The organism is Mycobacterium shimoidei, assembly GCF_900417275.1.
Lineage (GTDB): Bacteria > Actinomycetota > Actinomycetes > Mycobacteriales > Mycobacteriaceae > Mycobacterium > Mycobacterium shimoidei.
In genome coordinates this window covers 4484671-4500109 of record NZ_UEGW01000001.1, presented here as the reverse complement: position 1 = coordinate 4500109, position 15439 = coordinate 4484671, and the positions used below count along the sequence as shown (strand labels likewise).

Here is a 15439-nt window from a genome sequence, read left to right as displayed (position 1 = left end):
GGTTCGTGGGAGAAGCGCATCAGTCGAGGTAAACCGTGGCGTTTGGCGATCCTGATGAGCGGCGAGGCCCCATTCTCTGAAACGGAGAATGGGGCAGAAGGTCAGGCGTGGAACGCTTGTGTACGGAACAGACATCGTGTACACCAGAACTGTATATAGGTGAGCTAAAAACTTTGCTACACATTGTGTAGCGAGGTTTGAGGGAGGAGAACCGTGACCGAGAACAGTGCGGAGAAGTGGGACCGGGGTGAGCCACCGCCTCCGGGTACTCCGCCGCCGGCGGAGCCCGCGGTCGATGCAGTCGCGGTGCAGATCGACCCACCTGCAGAGCGGAAGTGGTACCCGCCGACGCCGTGGGACCCGCATGGGCTGGGGATCGCGTGGCCGGAGTCGGAGGAGCCGCCCGAGATCATCCCCGACAAGCACATGGACCCCGACGGGTACGCCCGAGCCATGATCGCGGTTCGACGCAAGCGGCACTGGAACGGGGAAACGGACTGGGAGCCACCCAAGCCGAACCCGCACATGCAGCTCGACGCACCAGTGTTCAGCTCCACCGTCGAGGTGGATCCGCGGCCGTACCTGAAGCCGCTCGACCCACGTATGGGCGGATGGCGCCTCTACGACCCGGACCACGCGGTGGCGCCGGAACGGTACCTGCTGCGACAGGGCACCGCGCAGGAACCGCTCGGTATCGGCGTGAGCGTGTACCGGGCGCCGAGCAGCATCTACTACAAGCCGTTCTCCACCGAGATCCTGTGGGAGAACCCCCACAGCGGTGAGCTGCGGTTCTGCGTCGCCCGGTACTACGCACCGTGGCGCGAGCCGTGGCAGAGCGACAACGACCGCATCTCGGCGGAGATTCGGCGGCGCACCAGCTGCATCTGCGGCTACACGGAGTATGCGGCCATGGACCTGAAGGTCGCGTGCTACTGCGAGCTGCCCGGCTGGTCCTACTACGAGGAGTACTGGACCGAGGTGACCAAGCCGGTCGACGTGCCGACCCCTCCCCGCACCCTGCCCGCGCAGCACCCGATGCACACGCGCTGGGGACGGTTCCGCGACCGGTGGTGGCAGCTCACGCATCGACGGGAGGCGCAGCGATGAGTGCCCGGGCGATGATGCGGGTGGTTCAGGACCTCGCGCTCGCCGCCGGTGATACCGCTGCGCGCACCGCGGTGTACGGCAGCATCGTGCAGGCTCTCGCGGAGCTGACCGGCGAGCCCGATGCGGACACTGCGAATATCCGTGACGACTCGGTGCTCGCCGCCGCTCGCCGTGAGGTCTCGGAGCAGACCGTGGCCGCGATGGGCGACTGGATCGGCTGCCGGTGGGGCGCGATCGCGGTTGATGCAGCGGTGCTCGACGCACTCGACCAGTTGAACCTCGAGCCGGTGTCTTCTCTCCCCGCCGGCGCCCTGGCATACCGAGCCGCAGCGGAGGATCTCGCGCTCGCGGCGGGTGAGAGCTGCACGGCTGTCTCGTGGGCCGGAGCCCAGGCAACGGCGAGGTGGCTGCGCCTCTATGGCGGGCGGGTGCTCAACAGTCTCGCGGAGCTCGCCGCTGTCGATCCGGTGCTGACGGCCGCGGGCCGCGAGCTGGCGGAGCGCGAGAAGGACCGCGTCACGGGCTGGGTGATCGAGGTCTGGGAGGCGATCGACGAGAGGGCAACGGAACCCGCTGCGTAGCGCCGGCGAGCGGCCGTGCGCCACGTACGTGCGACGTGACGCGCGGGGTCCGCCGGACCGACAGAGACCAACGAATCCTCAAGGAGCAGAAGATGACCAACCCCAACACCGCCGACGGCAGCGCCGAGGACACCCCGATCCGCACCTGGTCGAGGATGGACCTCCCCGAGCGCGAGCGGCCGGACGGCGTCGTCGACGATCCGTTCAGCTTCTTCACCGGGTCCGGCGACGAGGAGGGTCTGTGATGAGCTTCCACGTCATCGCCATCGACGACGGCCAGCACGAGCCGGCCTCACGGCTGCCTGAGGCTGCGGCGCAGCTCGCCGATGAGGTGCACGCGGCGGTCGACGCCTTGGCGGAGCTCGATTCCGATGCGTCGCCTGACGCGGTGCTCGCTGCGTTCGCGAAGTGGAGCCGCTCGCCGATCGGCCGCGCCGAGGGCGACCTGCTGCTGCTCATGCACGAGTGCGGAGTCTCGGTGCGCGCACTCGTCGAGGTCACGGGAATGAGCGACCACGCCGTCCGCGACCGCATCGGTTGGGCTCGTGCGGATCGTGCCCGGAACGCGGACTCCGCCCCTTCGTGGGAGTGGGACAGCGACCTCACCGTGCCCCCGGGCGTGGGTGTGCGCGAGGAGGACCGCTGATGGCCACCATCACCAACGCGGGGCGGGAGATGCAGCTCTACATGCACAGCCTCGCCTCCGCGCTCGCCTGCGCATACGGAGGTGAGGCGGCGCAGTTCCAGGTCTCCGGCCGCGAGCCCAGCCCCGCCGCGCAGAAGGTGCGCGTGCAGCAGGAACTGGACGTCACCCTGCATCACCTCGACCGCTTGATCCGCTCCAAGAAGGTGCCGCCCGTCGGTGTGCCGACAGCCACCCTCGGCCGTCGACTCGTCGAGCGCGGCGAGAAGTACGACGCCGTCAACGGCACCTACACACCGGGCCCCGGATTCGAGACGTTCCTCGGCGCAACGGTTTTGGACACCGCGGCCGCGATGGAACTCGCCGCACAGGAAGGTAACTGACTATGGCCATCAACCCCGACGACATCGACGTCGAGTTCGAGGAGGTCGACCCCAAGGTGAAGGTGACTCCCGAGCCACCTCCGCTCGACGTCGAGTACGAGGACATCGACCCCAACAACCCGAAGCCGGACACGGACTCCAAGGCCGGCGACACCAACGCGAAGACCGGCGACACGAAGCCTGACACCAACGCGAAGACAAGCGACGCTGACACCAAGACCGGCGACACCAAGACGAGCGACGCTGACACCAAGAAGCCCGACGCGAAGCCGAAGCCGGCGGACCTCCGCGCTGCGGGCAAGGAGCTCGCGGGCGCGTACGGCAACACCTTCAAGCACCCGGTCTCGGGCATCCCCGGGCTGATCCGAGCCGAGTACCGATTCGGTGAGAAGGCCGGTGACGACATCGCGACGAAGCTGGGCGACAAGGGCGCGAAGGCCGCGCTCGGCAAGGTGGCGAAGTACGGCGCCCGCGCTCTGCCCGGCGTGGGCATGTTGTACGGCGGCTACACGGCGGTGAAGGAGTTCAAATCCGGCGACTACGTGGGCGGTGTCCTCGGTCTGGTGAGCATGGTGCCCGGTCCGATCGGCTGGGTCGGAATCGGTCTCGGACTCGCCTGGGACACCTGGGGTTTCGGCCCCAAGGAGTTCGGCCAGTGGGACAAGCCCGACGGTGAGAACACCTACATGTTGCAGGCCGCGGCGAAGGAGGTCGCCGGTGTCTCCAACTCCGACGCGGCGCTGCGCACGGCTCAGGCGAACGTGTTCAGTTTCCTGGATGGGCCGAACGGCACGGTGTGGGACAGCAACCCGCCCGCAGCGCTCCGCCTCGACACGCCCGACGTGGCGGCCGCGGCGACGGAGTATCTGACCGGGATCAGCGAGCACTTCGCCGAAATCGACAAGGTGATGCAGCAGGCGGGGGAGCAGTACATCTCGGAGCAGCGGCAGCTCCTCGCCCCGCACTTCGCGGCGATGGCCAAGCTCAAGGGTGAGGTCAAGACGATCACCGACCAGCTGGCCGCGATCAGCAAGGGCGCCGAGACCAGCTACGACGCGGTGAAGGAGGCCAACAAGCAGGCGCGCAGCCAGCTGGCCGGCGGCGGCACCCTGTCCGATCACGGTCCGGCTCAGACGATGATCACGAAGTTGGAGCAGGGACAGGCGGCGGTGATCGCAGCCGAGGACAAGCTGACGAAGCTGTTCGACACGACACCGCCTCCCGTGGTGGCGGTGCGCTCGGGCACGCCGACGGGCACCACCCCGGAGAAGAAGGTGACGGAGACGCCGGCCAAGCCTGTCACCGCCACCCCCGCAGCGGTGACGCCCGCAGCGCAGACGCCGACCAAGACCGAGACGCCGAGCAAGACGAACGACGACCTGAGCAAGCTGCTCTCCCAGTTGGGGCAGCAGAAGGCGGCCACCCCGTCCACGTCGAACCCGCTGGGGTCCGGCAGCGGTCTCGGCGGCGGTTCCCCGCTCGGTTCCGGACAGGGGCTCGGCAGCGGACAGGGCGGCACCCCGCTCTCGTCGTCGAAGCCCGACACCTCGGAGAAGAAGGACGAGGGCAAGAAGCTCGGCGACGACCGCAAGCTCGGCGAGCGCAAGACGGACGACAAGGAGAAGAAGCTCGACGACAAGTCGCTCTCCGGCGCCAAGCCTGAGCAGGCGAAGGCAGCTGTGCCGAACCAGGAGCAGAAGCCCGGCGTGGTCGCGCCGGCGGCCACCGTGCCCGCTCCGGGTGCAGCTGCTCCCACCCCGGCGCAGCAGAACGCGGCCCACGCCGCCGCGGCACAGGAGCAGAACCGGGAGGTCGACGTGAAGGGGCAGAAGACCGTGTTCCCTGACGCGAAGACTGCCAAGCTGGCGCAGCTGCTCTCGCAGGCTGATCCCGCTCATCCCGTGTCGCTGGCCGATGCGGCTGCGCAGGCCGGGCTCACGCCTCCCGTGCCCGGACAGGATCCCGGGAAGCAGGTCTCGCCTGCCGATGCGAAGCCCGGCGACATCATGGTGGCCGGCGACAAGTCGTACATGTTGCTGGGAGAGGGCAAGTTCTATGACCTCACCGAGTACAAGATCGTCGGCGCTGCGGAGCTCCCACAGCAGCTCGGCGATCGCGCGGGCTACTTCCACCTCAACGACCCGGCACCCGGCGCTCCCGCTCCGGGACAGCCGGGTGAGCAGGCACCGCAGGGGCAGCAGCCTCCTGCGCAGCCGCAGGGTCCGGTGTCGGGTCAGACCGGCGGTGTGCCGTTCAACGTGCCGAACGCCACGGGTGCACCTACGGGACCGACCGACGGGTCGCAGGGCGGGCAGCAGCCTGGCGCTGCGGCACCGGGTACCGGCGGCGTGCCCAGCGTCGGCTCGCCCGGTGTGCCGAAGCCCGCAGCTCCAGGGGCGGGTCCGGCCAACGCTGCGGCCACCAACACGGGCACTGGCACCTCGGTGCCGTCGTCGACGCCCGGAGCGCTCGACCCGGGTGCGATCAAGTAGAAGTCCGGGCAGAAGAACACCCCGTCACCAAGTAGGTGGCGGGGTGTTCTGTTCCTCCTGGTCTCGGTCAGGTTACCGGCGCCGGTCAGCTGGGACGCTCGGGTACATCCGCCTCTCGGATCAGCCATGCGCCCGGAACCGGCGTGTCGGCGCCGGCACGCAGCGCGGCCTGCGTCCCCCGGCTGATCCGCACCTGCAGCGCCTGACGCGTGATGCCCAGCAGCTCGGCGGCCTCCGCCACGCTGAGGTATCCGTTCGCCCGGCGCCAGCTCGCGACGGCGGCGTGCTGGGTCGCCGCCGAGATGTTCGGCTTCCGCAGTTGCGACGCCCATGCGGCGAGGGCAGCGGGTTCGATGCCGTAGCCGTTCGGCCACGCCGGCGTCGTCGCCGGGAGACGACCGTCGCGGATCGCCTTCCGGATCGTGGTGTGGTGCACGCCAGCTCGCTCGGCGGCCTCGCTCACGGTGAGCATCCCGGCCGGGACGCGGCGCTGCGGGCGACGGCCACGGTGCGAGACTGCCACCCACTCCTTCTTCGTGACCCGGCGGCGCCCGCGGCGTTCTGCACGGAGTCGGCCGTCGAGGATCATCTTGTCCACGGTGAGGCGAGTGACGCCGAGCGCATCCGCCGCGTCGAGCACCGTGAGGAACCCGGCGGCGTGGATGGTCTCGGAAGACTCGTAGGCGGTCACGACTGCTGCCGCCCGGCGGGAACCCAGCCGTCCGCCCGCAGCCGGTACTCGATGACCTCCTGGCGCGAGAGCTTGACCCGCTGACCGATCCTCCATGCGCGGAGCTCCCCGCGCGCGATCATGCCGGTGACCGCCTTGGGGCCGGCGCCGAGGATGCGCCCGGCTTCGGGCCGGGAGATGAGCTCGTGCGACTGGGGTGTCGTGGTGTCGATGTCCATGTGCGTCGTCCTAGTTCCTGTTCCGGTCAGGCCGCGTCCGTGGCGCGGGTGAACCGGCGGAGGTGGGAGCGGATGTCGGGTCCGAACACCGTCGTTGCGCCTTCCGGGGTTGCGAGCAGCGTCACGGGGGTTGCGGGGCGCTGCCCGGGTCGGTGGCCCTCGTAGAGCATGCGGAGCGTGGCTTCTGCGGCGGCGTCTGTCGTCACGTCCCGTTCCGTGAACGGAACGGCGTGCTGTTCGAGAGTCTTCTTCACCCAGGTGCAGGGGGCGCAGCCCGGCTTGGTGAAGACGACGGCGGAGAGGGTTTCGATCATGTGGAACTCCTTGTTCGTGGAAGTGGAGCCGGCCGCCGCACCGTGGGGGACAGATGCGGCGGCCGGAGTCGGGGGTGGGTCAGGGCTGACGCCCTACCTCGCTGCGCTCGGTCAGAGCTTCGCGCCGGCGGCCAGTGCCGCAGCGAGGTGCACCAAGGCCAGGTGCAACTGCTGCTCGGCGGTGCGCGTCCACTCGCCCTCCCAGGTCTCCCCGCGCGCGACGTCGACGAGGAGGTCGCGGTCGGGGCCGATCCACAGCGCGTCGTCGTCGGCCGGCTCCGCGCTGGCGAGGATGGCGCGCACCCGGTTGGCGAGGCGGTCGGGGTCCAGCTCGGCGGTGATCGCGTCGATGCGCGCGGTGTGCTGGCAGCTAGCGCAGGTGGTGGGCAGGGCGGTGAGGGTTGCGGTCAAGGTGTGCTCCGTAGTTTGCTGAATCGGTGGAATCGGTCAAATCAAGCCTACCGGTCGAATCGGTGGCACGCCACGTATTGGTCTGGTGTAGCTGGTATTTGAGATAGTGAACCAGGTCGGCGACTGAGTGTGCAGGGTCGGCAATAGAGTTTGCTGTGTCGAGTGGCGAGTGCGGGCCGGGAGCAGGGAGACTAGAGCCATGGAGACGAAGGACTGGCCGGAGCAGTCGGCGAACCTCTACCGCCGCGCAGGCCAGGAGCTGGCGGCAGACCCGAGCAACCACAGCGCAGCGGGGGTGATCCTGCACGGGGTGTTCGCCGAGGCGCTCTACCTCTGGCGCACCGGCAGCACCTCGGGGGAGTCGCTGGACGAAGTGCGGTTGCAGCTGCTTGACCGGGGCGTTGCCGCATGCGCGGCCGAGCAGGTGTGTGCGTACCGGACGATGTCCACTGCGTCGTGGGTCGGCCAACACGAGCAGTGGCTCCACCAACGGGTCCGGGAGCTGGTGCTGGATGCCCCGCTCGCCGATACGGCCGAGGAGGCCGCGTACCGTGCCGCGGCGACGCAGCTGGGGATGTTGGCGTATGGCGAGAATGTGGACCTCTGCTACGCGGTCGTCGCAGGTGCCGCCGCCGTTGCCCGACTGCAACGGTTCAGCCGCGCCGACGTCGAGGGTGACATCGAGGACCAGATCGCAGACGCGGCGAAGGCCGACCCGCTCTTGGCGGTGGCCTGGGCCCACATGCCGGCCGATCACCGCGGTGGGCCCGTCCAGTGGGTGTTCAGCGCCTGGGAAGAGATCCGGTGTGCGGCTGAGGAACTGGTGGCCTTGGACCAGGTCGCACACGCACCGATCTCCGTTGAGCAGCGGATCGCGATCGCCCGCCACGAGGTCACGCACGGACTGCTCGCGAAGGCCCGGGACATCGAGGATGACAGGTTGCAACAGGGCTACCGCTCGGTCAAGACCTACGGGGAAGCCCTCGCTGAGGGGCGCGTGCGGTGGGAAGCCGCCGGCGGGTCTCCGGAAGGTGCCCAACAGGCGATGCGCCTTCACGCGGACACCGTCGCAGACGCGGAGGGGGTCATGCTCTCTGACGAGTCACGGAACACGCTGCTCAACGCGGTGCACGAACGGTGGGCGCAGCTCGCCCCGCCGGTGTCGAGGATCTGACCCCGAACACGCAACGGCCCCGGCACCCTCGCGGTGACCGGGGCCGCGTGCTGTCCGTGTTACTTCACCGCAGGGTACGGGGAGCTGCCGCCGGTGGTTCCCCCGGAGGTGCTATACGGCTTCGCCTGGGGTGCCGTGGGTTTCGGGTCCGCAGGCTTCGACGGGGTATCGACGCTGCTGCCGCCCGTCACCTTGTCGGCGCCCTCCTCTTGGATCACGGTGGCGCCGTTCACCCAGGTCTGCCAGCCGGTTGCGAGCGTGCCCAACGAGGTGGCCGCGGAGTCTGCGCGGGACTTCGCCGCGTCTCCCAGACCGGTGGGCACCTCGCCGTCGGCGCTCTCCCCGTCGACGGTGATCCCGAGCGCCTTGGTGAGGGCGTCGAACTCGCTCTTCAGGTCGTTGCCGATGCTGGTGATCGCGGTCTTCTGGGCGCCGAAGTCCTTGATCCCGGCGTCGACGGTGGCCTTGTCCTTGATCGAGATCTTGTCGGTCATGGAAGTGAATTCTCCTGTCGTTCAGGCCGTTTAGTTCAGGCTGCGGGCTTGTCTCTGTTCTGAGCGATGGTCCCGCCGTCGACGGCATCGCCCCGCTCGTGCATGAGGCCGAGGGGGTCGCTGTTGGACGCCACGCCGCGCTCCCGGTCGCCGTCACCGGCCTGGCGGCTGGCCGGAGCTGCACCGCCGGGGGCGCCCATCATGCCCGGCGCCATGGGCATCCCGCCGCCGGTCACCGGCCGGCCCTGCTGCTGCGTCTCGCCAGCCCGCTGCGATGCCGACTCGGCAGCGCCGGAGGTGTGCGTGCCGGGAGCCGGTTGGTTGAAGGCAGTGCGCTCGGTGCCCTGCGGGCGACCGGCCACATCGCTCGGCGTGGTCAAGTTGGCGGCAGACTGCCCCGACGTCACGGGGTTCTGCGCGGCGGTCGCACCGGAGAGAGATGGCGGCTTGAACTCGGGGCCGCGCAGCACCGTGCCGGCCTGCTGCGCCGCGGGAGTCGGGCTGGGACTGCTAGTAGTACTGGACGGGCTGCCGATTCCGGTGACGAGCCCGCCGAGACCAGCGGCCTCAAGTGCGGTGCGGTCGTTGGCCTCGGCCTCCTTGCGCTTGGCATCCGCCGCCGCCTGCTGCTGGTTCTGCTGCGGCACCTGCGGCATGGTCGGCATCTGCGCGGTGGGCTGCTGCGCGGCCTGCTGCGCCTGCTGCGGCTGCTGGTTCTGCTGACCCTGCGCAGCGGTGAGGAGCGCGGCCGTCTCGGCGGGTGTCAGACCGCTCGTGGAACTCGTTGTGGTGGACGGCGCGTTGGAGGAGGGAGTCGCCGCGGGGGTACCGGAGGGCTTCGCAGTCGGGGAGGCAGTGCGAGCGGCGGGGGTACCGGATCCGGTCGACTGGGTGCCGGTCCCTGAACCGGTGCCGGTGGACTGCCCGGGGAGGGTTACGCCGGTGGTGCCGTCACCGGTGACCTTCGTCTGACCACCGGTGATCCGCTTTGCCTTCGCAATCGCACGGGAAATCGCTTCGAGCAGTGCCTTGTTCGCGGCTTTGCGCTTGCGCTGCAAGTCGATCAGCGCCTGCTTCGCCTTGACCAACGCCTCACCCGCGTCGTCAGCCTTCTTCGCGAGGTCCTTGTCGTCGGGCGCGGCGTCTGCCGCTTCGTTGGCCTTGTCGCACGCTGCCTGTGCATCGGTGACGGCCTTCTCCGCGGTGTTCATCACCTCAGCTGTCGGCGCCGAAGCCTTCCACGCGTCGGCCGACTTCTTGAGGTCATCCCAGACATCCTTGGAGATCGCGGCGTCGGTGGCCAGCGCGGAGAGGGTTTTGCCGATCTCGGCGGCGTCGCCGGTGAACTTGTCGGGACCCTTACCGCCGGTGGCGCCGGCGACTTTGCCGGTAGTGCCGGAAACCTGCCCCGCGGTGTCGTTCACACGCGCGGAACTGCCCGTTCCCGCCGCGCGGGAGTAGATGGTCGAGAAGTCCGGGTCCGTGTACGTCATGGGCTGAGTCTACGTGCGTTTAGGCTGGTAGAGGCGTGGTGACGCGGATTCAGGGAGCTGGAGTCACCATGTCGATGCAGTCCGAGGTGATGGTCGATCTGGGATCCGTGATCACCGCGGTGTCCGCCGCTGCGCAGTGGGGATCGAGTTAGCTATATCGAGGCTACGGCGTGCTGATCCTCTGCGAGAACAGCCCCGGCTGTGGCGCGTCGAACGGGACGGTGTGCGGGTCTAGCTTCACCGCGGTGCCGGTGGCCATCAGTGCCGTCTCCAGATAGGTGGCAGACGTGACCGCCGAGAGGTCTGACGTGGTGACGATGCCTACCAGGGCGGCACGGCCGTCCCCGTTCACCAGGAAGACGGGGGAGCCGCTATCGCCGTGCTTCGCTCCGCTGGCGAACTGGATCATCTCGTCTGCGTCAGCAAGTCGGGCACCGCAACGCACACCGCTCACCGCTCCGTCGAAGCAGACGTAGGAGCCGAGCGGCACCAGCTGTTGCACACCCGCCGCGGTGAGCACGCCCGCGACGGGCCACGAGCCACTGATCCGGGTGGCGCCGATGGAGACTCGGCTGGTCTCGATCACCGCAGCGTCGACCGGACCTGCAACTACGGGGGTGGCGGTGCCGAGCAAGCGTGGGTCGCCGGTCGGGCTGCCCATCAGGTACTGGTCCGCGCTGTAGTCCTGCGCGCAGTGCCCCGCCGTGAGATAGCCCGCGGCGACGGCCGGACCGAGCGTGCACGGCACAGTGTCGCCGGCGTCGGAGCCCTTCGCGTGGATGATCTCGACGCCGGGCAGCGGGTCGAGGCCGAACTGCGCGCGGTACTGCGTGGCGTCCCGCTCGCCCTCATGCCCCAGACCGTCGACGTTCTTCCACGTGTAGGTCGCCGTGTTCACCGCAGCGCTCGTCGGAGCAGCAACCGCACCGCCGGTGCCGACGTTCGGCCACGGCTTCGGCTCGGCCGGTGCGGTACCCGAGCACGCCGACAGCACCACCGCGGCGGCTGCCGTGGCGGCGATCAGGGCGTACTTCCTGCTGCTCATGTGTTCGAGTCTACGGGGCGGATCCAAACGGAACGCCGATTCGACTGTCACGTCCCTCCTTGGGAAGGCTGTTGCGGCAGGGGATTACGGTGCGGTGATCGGGTCACCCGCCGGGGTGGAACGGTGGAAGATACTGAGGTGCAAGGTATTTCGTGAGTCGCATCGGTCGCGGCAAACATGGTTCATTCTCTGTTTTAGAGAATGAGCCCAAGGGGGACATGGTGATTCGACTTAGACCTGTGGTGAAGAAAGATGGTCAGCAACGTGGCGTGTGGCTTGCATCGGCCGGAATAGCTGGTACTACTGGTTGCAGGCAACCCAGCAAAGGAGGAACAGATGACCAAGACCGCGATCAAGAATCCGATCTTCGTCGAGTCGCCGTGTGCGGCCATGGAACTGGGCGTCACCACGCAGACGATCCGGAACATGATCGGCCGCGGCGAGCTACCGGCCATGCGCGTCGGTCGGCGCTTCAAGATCACACGCGACGACCTGGACGCCTACAAGGCGGCCGCCGTCGTCTCTGCCTGACCCTGACCCACCCCTGAGACAAGAAAAACCCGGCCGTGGGGGCCGGGCTTGTCTCTCGAACCGAAGTCCGAACTACACGAAGTTGTGAGGCCATTATGGCACATCTGCAGCATCCTGCTACCCCCTTCCCGTCCGACACGCCGATCCCGCCGGTCGCGCCCTACCGCCAGCCGGGAGTGATGCGTGTGCTCGCCCGGGAGCTCGGCGCCGCGATCGATCGCGCTGACTGGGCCTACGCGGAGAGCGTCCGCTTCGCGTTGAACGCGGTCGCTGGATCGACACCGCCCTCCGCGCCTGCGCCTGCGCCCGCTCCGGTGCGCCCCGGCTTCATCGCGGGGGCATGGCCGATGACGCCCGCCGAGACGAACGAGCGCATCCGGAGCTACCACGCCACGGTGATGCCCTCGGCGTCGTTCGACGAGGCCGAGGCGCACGCTGCGCGCTGCGGACTGGCGGTGATCCGATGACCGCCGCTTCGGAAACGCTCGTGTCGCAGCCCATCGACGTCGACGCTGCGCTCGCCGGCAGCCGGGCCATGGGGCAGTGGCTGCGCGACATGCGCGCCCACGTCGCGGCCGGCCGCGGCACGGAGGCACCAGCTGCCCCGGCTGCGGTCGACGACCCCGCCGCGCGCGCGGCGCTGATCGAGGCCCGCAAGCCGCACGTCGAGACTTGGCTCAATCGGTTCAGCGACCTGGGACTGCCGCTGGTGCGCGTCGCCCCGTTCGCCAAGAAGACGATCGACCGGGGGTGGCAGCAGACCACTCAGACTGACTGTCCGCTGATCGAGCAGCACGTGACCGGAACCGGTAACCCGGGCTTCGTCCTCGGCCAGGACGTCATCGGATGGGACGCCGACAACGCGTTGGGCACCGAGGCGTTCCGGGAGGCTGGTCTGCCTCTGTTCACGGTTTCGGCGGGGTCGCAGGACCCCGACTCGCGTCACCCCGGCGGTGTCCACGTCTTGTGGCGTCGCCCCGCCTGCTGGCCGAAGGGCATCACTCTCAGCTGCCCGGACAACGCGGTGAGGCTCGCGAACGGAGGCCTGGTCGACGTGCTGGTCGGCCCGCACCAGATGGTGCTCCCGCTCAGCGTCGTGGTGACCAGCGAGGGCGACCAGCCGTTCCGAGTCGGCGCGTACATGAGTGCGAGCGAGGCCGGCTACTGCGACCAGGAGCAGGACGGCTGGCTGATGGCCGACCAGGACGGTGACCTGCCCGAGCTGCCGATGTGGGCGTGGCCGGATGCGATGTTGCAGTACGCGCCAGCCGGATCAGTGCGCGGCGAGGTGCCCGCAGGGCTGGAGGCGTTGGTGGGCACCGTCGCGGAGGCGGTGGAGCCGGAGCCGCGGGCGCCTCGGGAGCCGGGCGACGGCGACGAGCTGACCGAGCAGATCGACGCGTTGCCTCTGCTCGACATGATCGAGGCGGCCGGAATCCTGGGTACCAGGGGCGGTTTCGACTCCTGCGGCGACTGTGAGACCTGGTTGCGCAACGGGAGCAGTGCCGAGAAGTCGATCACCATCCACGGCGGGTGCCCGCAGTACGGGCACGGGGTGCACGTGTGGACCACCGGCATCCCGACCCTCCCGCAGGGCACCCACTCCCGACTCGACGCGTTCATCGGGCTCAGCGGTGGCGACATCGAGACTGATCGTGGTCGGGCGATGCAGGGTCTGGGTCTGATCACCCCGAAGTCCATGGACTTCGCCGACGCGCTGGACCGTGCGGCCGAGAAGTTCGAGGACCGCGCCGACGATCCGGAGTCGTGCACGGGTGAACTGGTGCCGATGCCCGACCCGGCCGAAGCTCCGGTGACGGTCACCCAGACCGGGCTCAGTGGCAAGGGTGGCAAGCCGGTCACCACCGTCACCCGACGGAGCGGAACCAGCTGGGTGGGCTACCCGGCCACGGCCGAGCACTGGCTCGAACAGGCGGCGAAGTGCAGGGCGACCGCCCGCACGCTGCGCGCCGCTCAGCCCGGCGCGGAACCGACCGGCGGGGAGACGGTGACCGCCGCGAGCCAGCAGGTACTCGGAGCTGCCCCGACTCAGCCGATCCCGCAGCCGGCAGACCTCAACGAGCCGATCGACGCTGAGACCGTCGAGGTGCCGGGTCAGCCGGAACCGGCTGCGGGCACCGACCTGGCTCCTGACGATGCGATCGAGGGCGAGCTGGTCGGCGGTGTCGACGCGGTGGAGCTGGAGAAGGTGATCCGCGACCTCCGGGCGAAGATCATCGTGATCGAGGACCAGATGCGTGAGCTGGAGGTTCCCGCGGTGCAGCGGATCTGGGACTACGCCGAGTCGCAGGGCGTGTATCCGCACGGGCTGACCTGCGCGCTGCTGCCCCTCGCTGTGTCCTCGGTGCCTCCGAACGTCGTGCTGCCGGCCCGTAACGGTCAGACCACGGCCAAGGTCATGGGGCAGGGGGTGAACATCTACTCGGTGAACGTCGCCGTCTCCTCCGCGGGGAAGGGCGAGACGGAGAACGCGGCCGACGCCGCGATCCCGCTGCAGCAGGGCGTCAAGCGGCTCGGTCTCGGCACCGCTGAGTATTACGCGAAGGAGTTGCGCGGCGTCGACGACGGGGAGCCCGTCATCCACACCACCTCCATCCTGAACGTGATCGACGAGATGGACCAGCTGAACGCGTACCTGTCGCAGCCGGGTAACAAGCTGCCTGGGTTCATGACCATGGCGTACCAGAACGGCCAGGGCGGCCAGGGGACAAGCAACAAGGACAACGCGTCGGTGCTGCCGAAGCACGGCTCGCGGATCGGGTTCATGGTCAACTCGCAGCCGGAGAAGATGACCGTTCTGGCCCAACACAACGCGATCGGGGCCGAGGCCCGGTTCATCGCCGGCAACACCGGCCTGATCCACCCCGATCACCTCGGGCCGCTGTACGGCCTCACCGTGGCGCCGGTGATGGCGGATCAGAGCTCCCAGCCGTGGCACCACACCGGCCACGTCGCCGACCCTCCGATCCCGTGCCAGCAGCCGCAGAGCGCCCGCGCCGCAGCGGCTGCGGTGCCGAACATCGGGAACATCGGCAGCCACCGTGCTGAGGATGGCGAGGAGAAGAAGGGGCACCGCGGCTGGGATGACGCACCACCGATCTGGGTGACGCTGCCGCCGAAGGCCGAGGCTGCGCTCGCCGAGTCGCACCGCATCTCCGCAGAGCTCGCGGCCGATCCGACGCTGGCGCTCAAGGCGGACGTGAGTGCTCACCGCGTCGTGACGATCTTGCACGCGTCGGTGGGCTTCGCGGTGCTCGACGGTGGGTACAACCCCACCGATGCCCAGTGGGAGGCTGCGGAGTTGCTGGTGACCGGCTCCGACCTGGTGAAGGAAATGTGCCGCGCGTACATCGCGCTGAAGACGCAGACGGCGGCGTTCGAGGAAGGCAAGATCAGGGGCGCCGGGAACGCCGGCAGCCGCGCCGCCGAGGCCGCGATCACTACGAGCGCCCTGCACAGCGCGATGAACGGGATCCTGGACCGTCTGCAGAAGGCTGGCGGTGTGGCGACGCCTCGCGATGTGCGCAACGGCGTGACGGGAAAGTTCGGCGGACTGAGCAAGCCGCAGCGGAACCAGATGTACCCGGCCTTCACCGCGTTGGAGCGCGCGCAGCGGGTCCACCTCGGCGGGGACGGGACGTGGCGCATCGGACCGGCCCCCGCGGTGATCACCAGCTAGCAGCGGAGTACGTAGACGCCCCGATCGATCACCGGTCGGGGCTTCTTCGTACCCGAACGGCCTCTGTGCGGCGTGGTGTCAGATAGCGCACGGAACGTGGTCCGAATTCACTTCCTTAAAGTCGAAATCGGACATGTGGGCTCTGCAGCAGCCCACACCCGT

Annotated in this window: 17 protein-coding genes; 10 read left to right on the top strand and 7 right to left on the bottom strand. The window is 68.9% G+C overall.

The features are described 5' to 3' along the window. The first annotated feature begins 213 nt into the window (after positions 1-213). The 6 genes from MSP7336_RS21795 (at position 214) to MSP7336_RS21775 (ending at position 5206) form a co-directional block, all read left to right on the top strand. Positions 214-1107 (top strand): hypothetical protein, encoded by an 894-nt coding sequence (locus tag MSP7336_RS21795; protein ID WP_113964573.1) that lies wholly within the window; start codon positions 214-216, stop codon positions 1105-1107. Further along, complete coding sequence (locus tag MSP7336_RS21790; protein ID WP_113964572.1) at positions 1104-1688, top strand: hypothetical protein; 585 nt, start codon at positions 1104-1106, stop codon at positions 1686-1688. The genes MSP7336_RS21795 and MSP7336_RS21790 overlap by 4 nt, the downstream gene beginning before the upstream one ends. 92 nt (positions 1689-1780) lie before the next feature. Next, on the top strand, positions 1781-1933 hold the full coding sequence (locus MSP7336_RS23920; RefSeq protein WP_181786882.1) for a hypothetical protein: 153 nt from the start codon (positions 1781-1783) through the stop codon (positions 1931-1933). Beyond that, positions 1933-2334 carry a hypothetical protein gene (locus MSP7336_RS21785; protein ID WP_113964571.1) on the top strand — a complete coding sequence of 134 codons (402 nt, stop codon included), beginning with the start codon at positions 1933-1935 and terminating at the stop codon, positions 2332-2334. The genes MSP7336_RS23920 and MSP7336_RS21785 overlap by 1 nt, the downstream gene beginning before the upstream one ends. Continuing rightward, positions 2334-2714, top strand: a complete 381-nt coding sequence (locus tag MSP7336_RS21780; RefSeq protein ID WP_113964570.1) for a hypothetical protein — start codon at positions 2334-2336, stop codon at positions 2712-2714. Before MSP7336_RS21785 ends, MSP7336_RS21780 begins: the two co-directional genes overlap by 1 nt. A 2-nt stretch (positions 2715-2716) precedes the next feature. Continuing rightward, entirely contained in the window at positions 2717-5206 is a 2490-nt protein-coding gene (locus tag MSP7336_RS21775) for a hypothetical protein (protein ID WP_113964569.1), read from the top strand. An 85-nt stretch (positions 5207-5291) separates the two neighbouring features. On the opposite strand, the gene MSP7336_RS21770 is transcribed toward MSP7336_RS21775, so the two are convergent. The 4 genes from MSP7336_RS21770 to MSP7336_RS21760 all read right to left on the bottom strand — a co-directional run bounded on the left by MSP7336_RS21770 (position 5292) and on the right by MSP7336_RS21760 (position 6840). Next, positions 5292-5897, bottom strand: a complete 606-nt coding sequence (locus tag MSP7336_RS21770) for a helix-turn-helix domain-containing protein (RefSeq protein ID WP_181786880.1) — start codon at positions 5895-5897, stop codon at positions 5292-5294. Continuing rightward, entirely contained in the window at positions 5894-6115 is a 222-nt protein-coding gene (locus tag MSP7336_RS23605) for a helix-turn-helix domain-containing protein (RefSeq protein ID WP_142706836.1), read from the bottom strand. Before MSP7336_RS23605 ends, MSP7336_RS21770 begins: the two co-directional genes overlap by 4 nt. A gap of 26 nt (positions 6116-6141) precedes the next feature. Further along, positions 6142-6429 (bottom strand): glutaredoxin family protein, encoded by a 288-nt coding sequence (locus MSP7336_RS21765; protein ID WP_113964567.1) that lies wholly within the window; start codon positions 6427-6429, stop codon positions 6142-6144. A 111-nt stretch (positions 6430-6540) separates the two neighbouring features. Then, complete coding sequence (locus MSP7336_RS21760; RefSeq protein WP_113964566.1) at positions 6541-6840, bottom strand: hypothetical protein; 300 nt, start codon at positions 6838-6840, stop codon at positions 6541-6543. 199 nt (positions 6841-7039) lie between these two features. Here MSP7336_RS21760 and MSP7336_RS21755 point away from each other — a divergent pair, with 199 nt between their 5' ends. Then, entirely contained in the window at positions 7040-8014 is a 975-nt protein-coding gene (locus tag MSP7336_RS21755) for a hypothetical protein (RefSeq protein ID WP_142706834.1), read from the top strand. A gap of 59 nt (positions 8015-8073) precedes the next feature. Here the strand turns inward: MSP7336_RS21755 and MSP7336_RS21750 are convergent, their stop codons facing one another. The 3 genes from MSP7336_RS21750 to MSP7336_RS21730 all read right to left on the bottom strand — a co-directional run bounded on the left by MSP7336_RS21750 (position 8074) and on the right by MSP7336_RS21730 (position 11046). Next, a complete protein-coding gene (locus tag MSP7336_RS21750) occupies positions 8074-8508 on the bottom strand; it encodes a hypothetical protein (RefSeq protein WP_062894971.1) in 435 nt (144 codons plus the stop codon). Between the two features lie 35 nt (positions 8509-8543). Next, entirely contained in the window at positions 8544-10001 is a 1458-nt protein-coding gene (locus tag MSP7336_RS23600) for a hypothetical protein (protein WP_142706832.1), read from the bottom strand. A 163-nt stretch (positions 10002-10164) separates the two neighbouring features. After that, positions 10165-11046 (bottom strand): chymotrypsin family serine protease, encoded by an 882-nt coding sequence (locus MSP7336_RS21730; RefSeq protein WP_113964561.1) that lies wholly within the window; start codon positions 11044-11046, stop codon positions 10165-10167. A gap of 336 nt (positions 11047-11382) precedes the next feature. Between MSP7336_RS21730 and MSP7336_RS21725 the strand changes: the two genes are divergently transcribed. From MSP7336_RS21725 to MSP7336_RS21715, 3 genes are all read left to right on the top strand, one after another. Then, entirely contained in the window at positions 11383-11577 is a 195-nt protein-coding gene (locus tag MSP7336_RS21725) for a helix-turn-helix domain-containing protein (RefSeq protein ID WP_113964560.1), read from the top strand. Between the two features lie 95 nt (positions 11578-11672). Continuing rightward, complete coding sequence (locus MSP7336_RS21720) at positions 11673-12044, top strand: hypothetical protein (protein WP_113964559.1); 372 nt, start codon at positions 11673-11675, stop codon at positions 12042-12044. Continuing rightward, positions 12041-15277 carry a bifunctional DNA primase/polymerase gene (locus tag MSP7336_RS21715; protein WP_113964558.1) on the top strand — a complete coding sequence of 1079 codons (3237 nt, stop codon included), beginning with the start codon at positions 12041-12043 and terminating at the stop codon, positions 15275-15277. The genes MSP7336_RS21720 and MSP7336_RS21715 overlap by 4 nt, the downstream gene beginning before the upstream one ends. The last annotated feature ends 162 nt before the right edge of the window (positions 15278-15439 follow it).

Excerpts from the sequence above, each read along its gene's own strand:
- MSP7336_RS21790 (WP_113964572.1), top strand. The coding sequence starts at position 1,104 with ATGAGTGCCCGGGCGATGATGCGGGTGGTTCAGGACCTCGCGCTCGCC.
- MSP7336_RS23920 (WP_181786882.1), top strand. The coding sequence starts at position 1,781 with ATGACCAACCCCAACACCGCCGACGGCAGCGCCGAGGACACCCCGATC.
- MSP7336_RS21785 (WP_113964571.1), top strand. The coding sequence starts at position 1,933 with ATGAGCTTCCACGTCATCGCCATCGACGACGGCCAGCACGAGCCGGCC.
- MSP7336_RS21780 (WP_113964570.1), top strand. The coding sequence starts at position 2,334 with ATGGCCACCATCACCAACGCGGGGCGGGAGATGCAGCTCTACATGCAC.
- MSP7336_RS21775 (WP_113964569.1), top strand. The coding sequence starts at position 2,717 with ATGGCCATCAACCCCGACGACATCGACGTCGAGTTCGAGGAGGTCGAC.
- MSP7336_RS23605 (WP_142706836.1), bottom strand. The coding sequence starts at position 6,115 with ATGGACATCGACACCACGACACCCCAGTCGCACGAGCTCATCTCCCGG.
- MSP7336_RS21765 (WP_113964567.1), bottom strand. The coding sequence starts at position 6,429 with ATGATCGAAACCCTCTCCGCCGTCGTCTTCACCAAGCCGGGCTGCGCC.
- MSP7336_RS21755 (WP_142706834.1), top strand. The coding sequence starts at position 7,040 with ATGGAGACGAAGGACTGGCCGGAGCAGTCGGCGAACCTCTACCGCCGC.
- MSP7336_RS21750 (WP_062894971.1), bottom strand. The coding sequence starts at position 8,508 with ATGACCGACAAGATCTCGATCAAGGACAAGGCCACCGTCGACGCCGGG.
- MSP7336_RS23600 (WP_142706832.1), bottom strand. The coding sequence starts at position 10,001 with ATGACGTACACGGACCCGGACTTCTCGACCATCTACTCCCGCGCGGCG.
- MSP7336_RS21730 (WP_113964561.1), bottom strand. The coding sequence starts at position 11,046 with ATGAGCAGCAGGAAGTACGCCCTGATCGCCGCCACGGCAGCCGCCGCG.
- MSP7336_RS21725 (WP_113964560.1), top strand. The coding sequence starts at position 11,383 with ATGACCAAGACCGCGATCAAGAATCCGATCTTCGTCGAGTCGCCGTGT.
- MSP7336_RS21720 (WP_113964559.1), top strand. The coding sequence starts at position 11,673 with ATGGCACATCTGCAGCATCCTGCTACCCCCTTCCCGTCCGACACGCCG.
- MSP7336_RS21715 (WP_113964558.1), top strand. The coding sequence starts at position 12,041 with ATGACCGCCGCTTCGGAAACGCTCGTGTCGCAGCCCATCGACGTCGAC.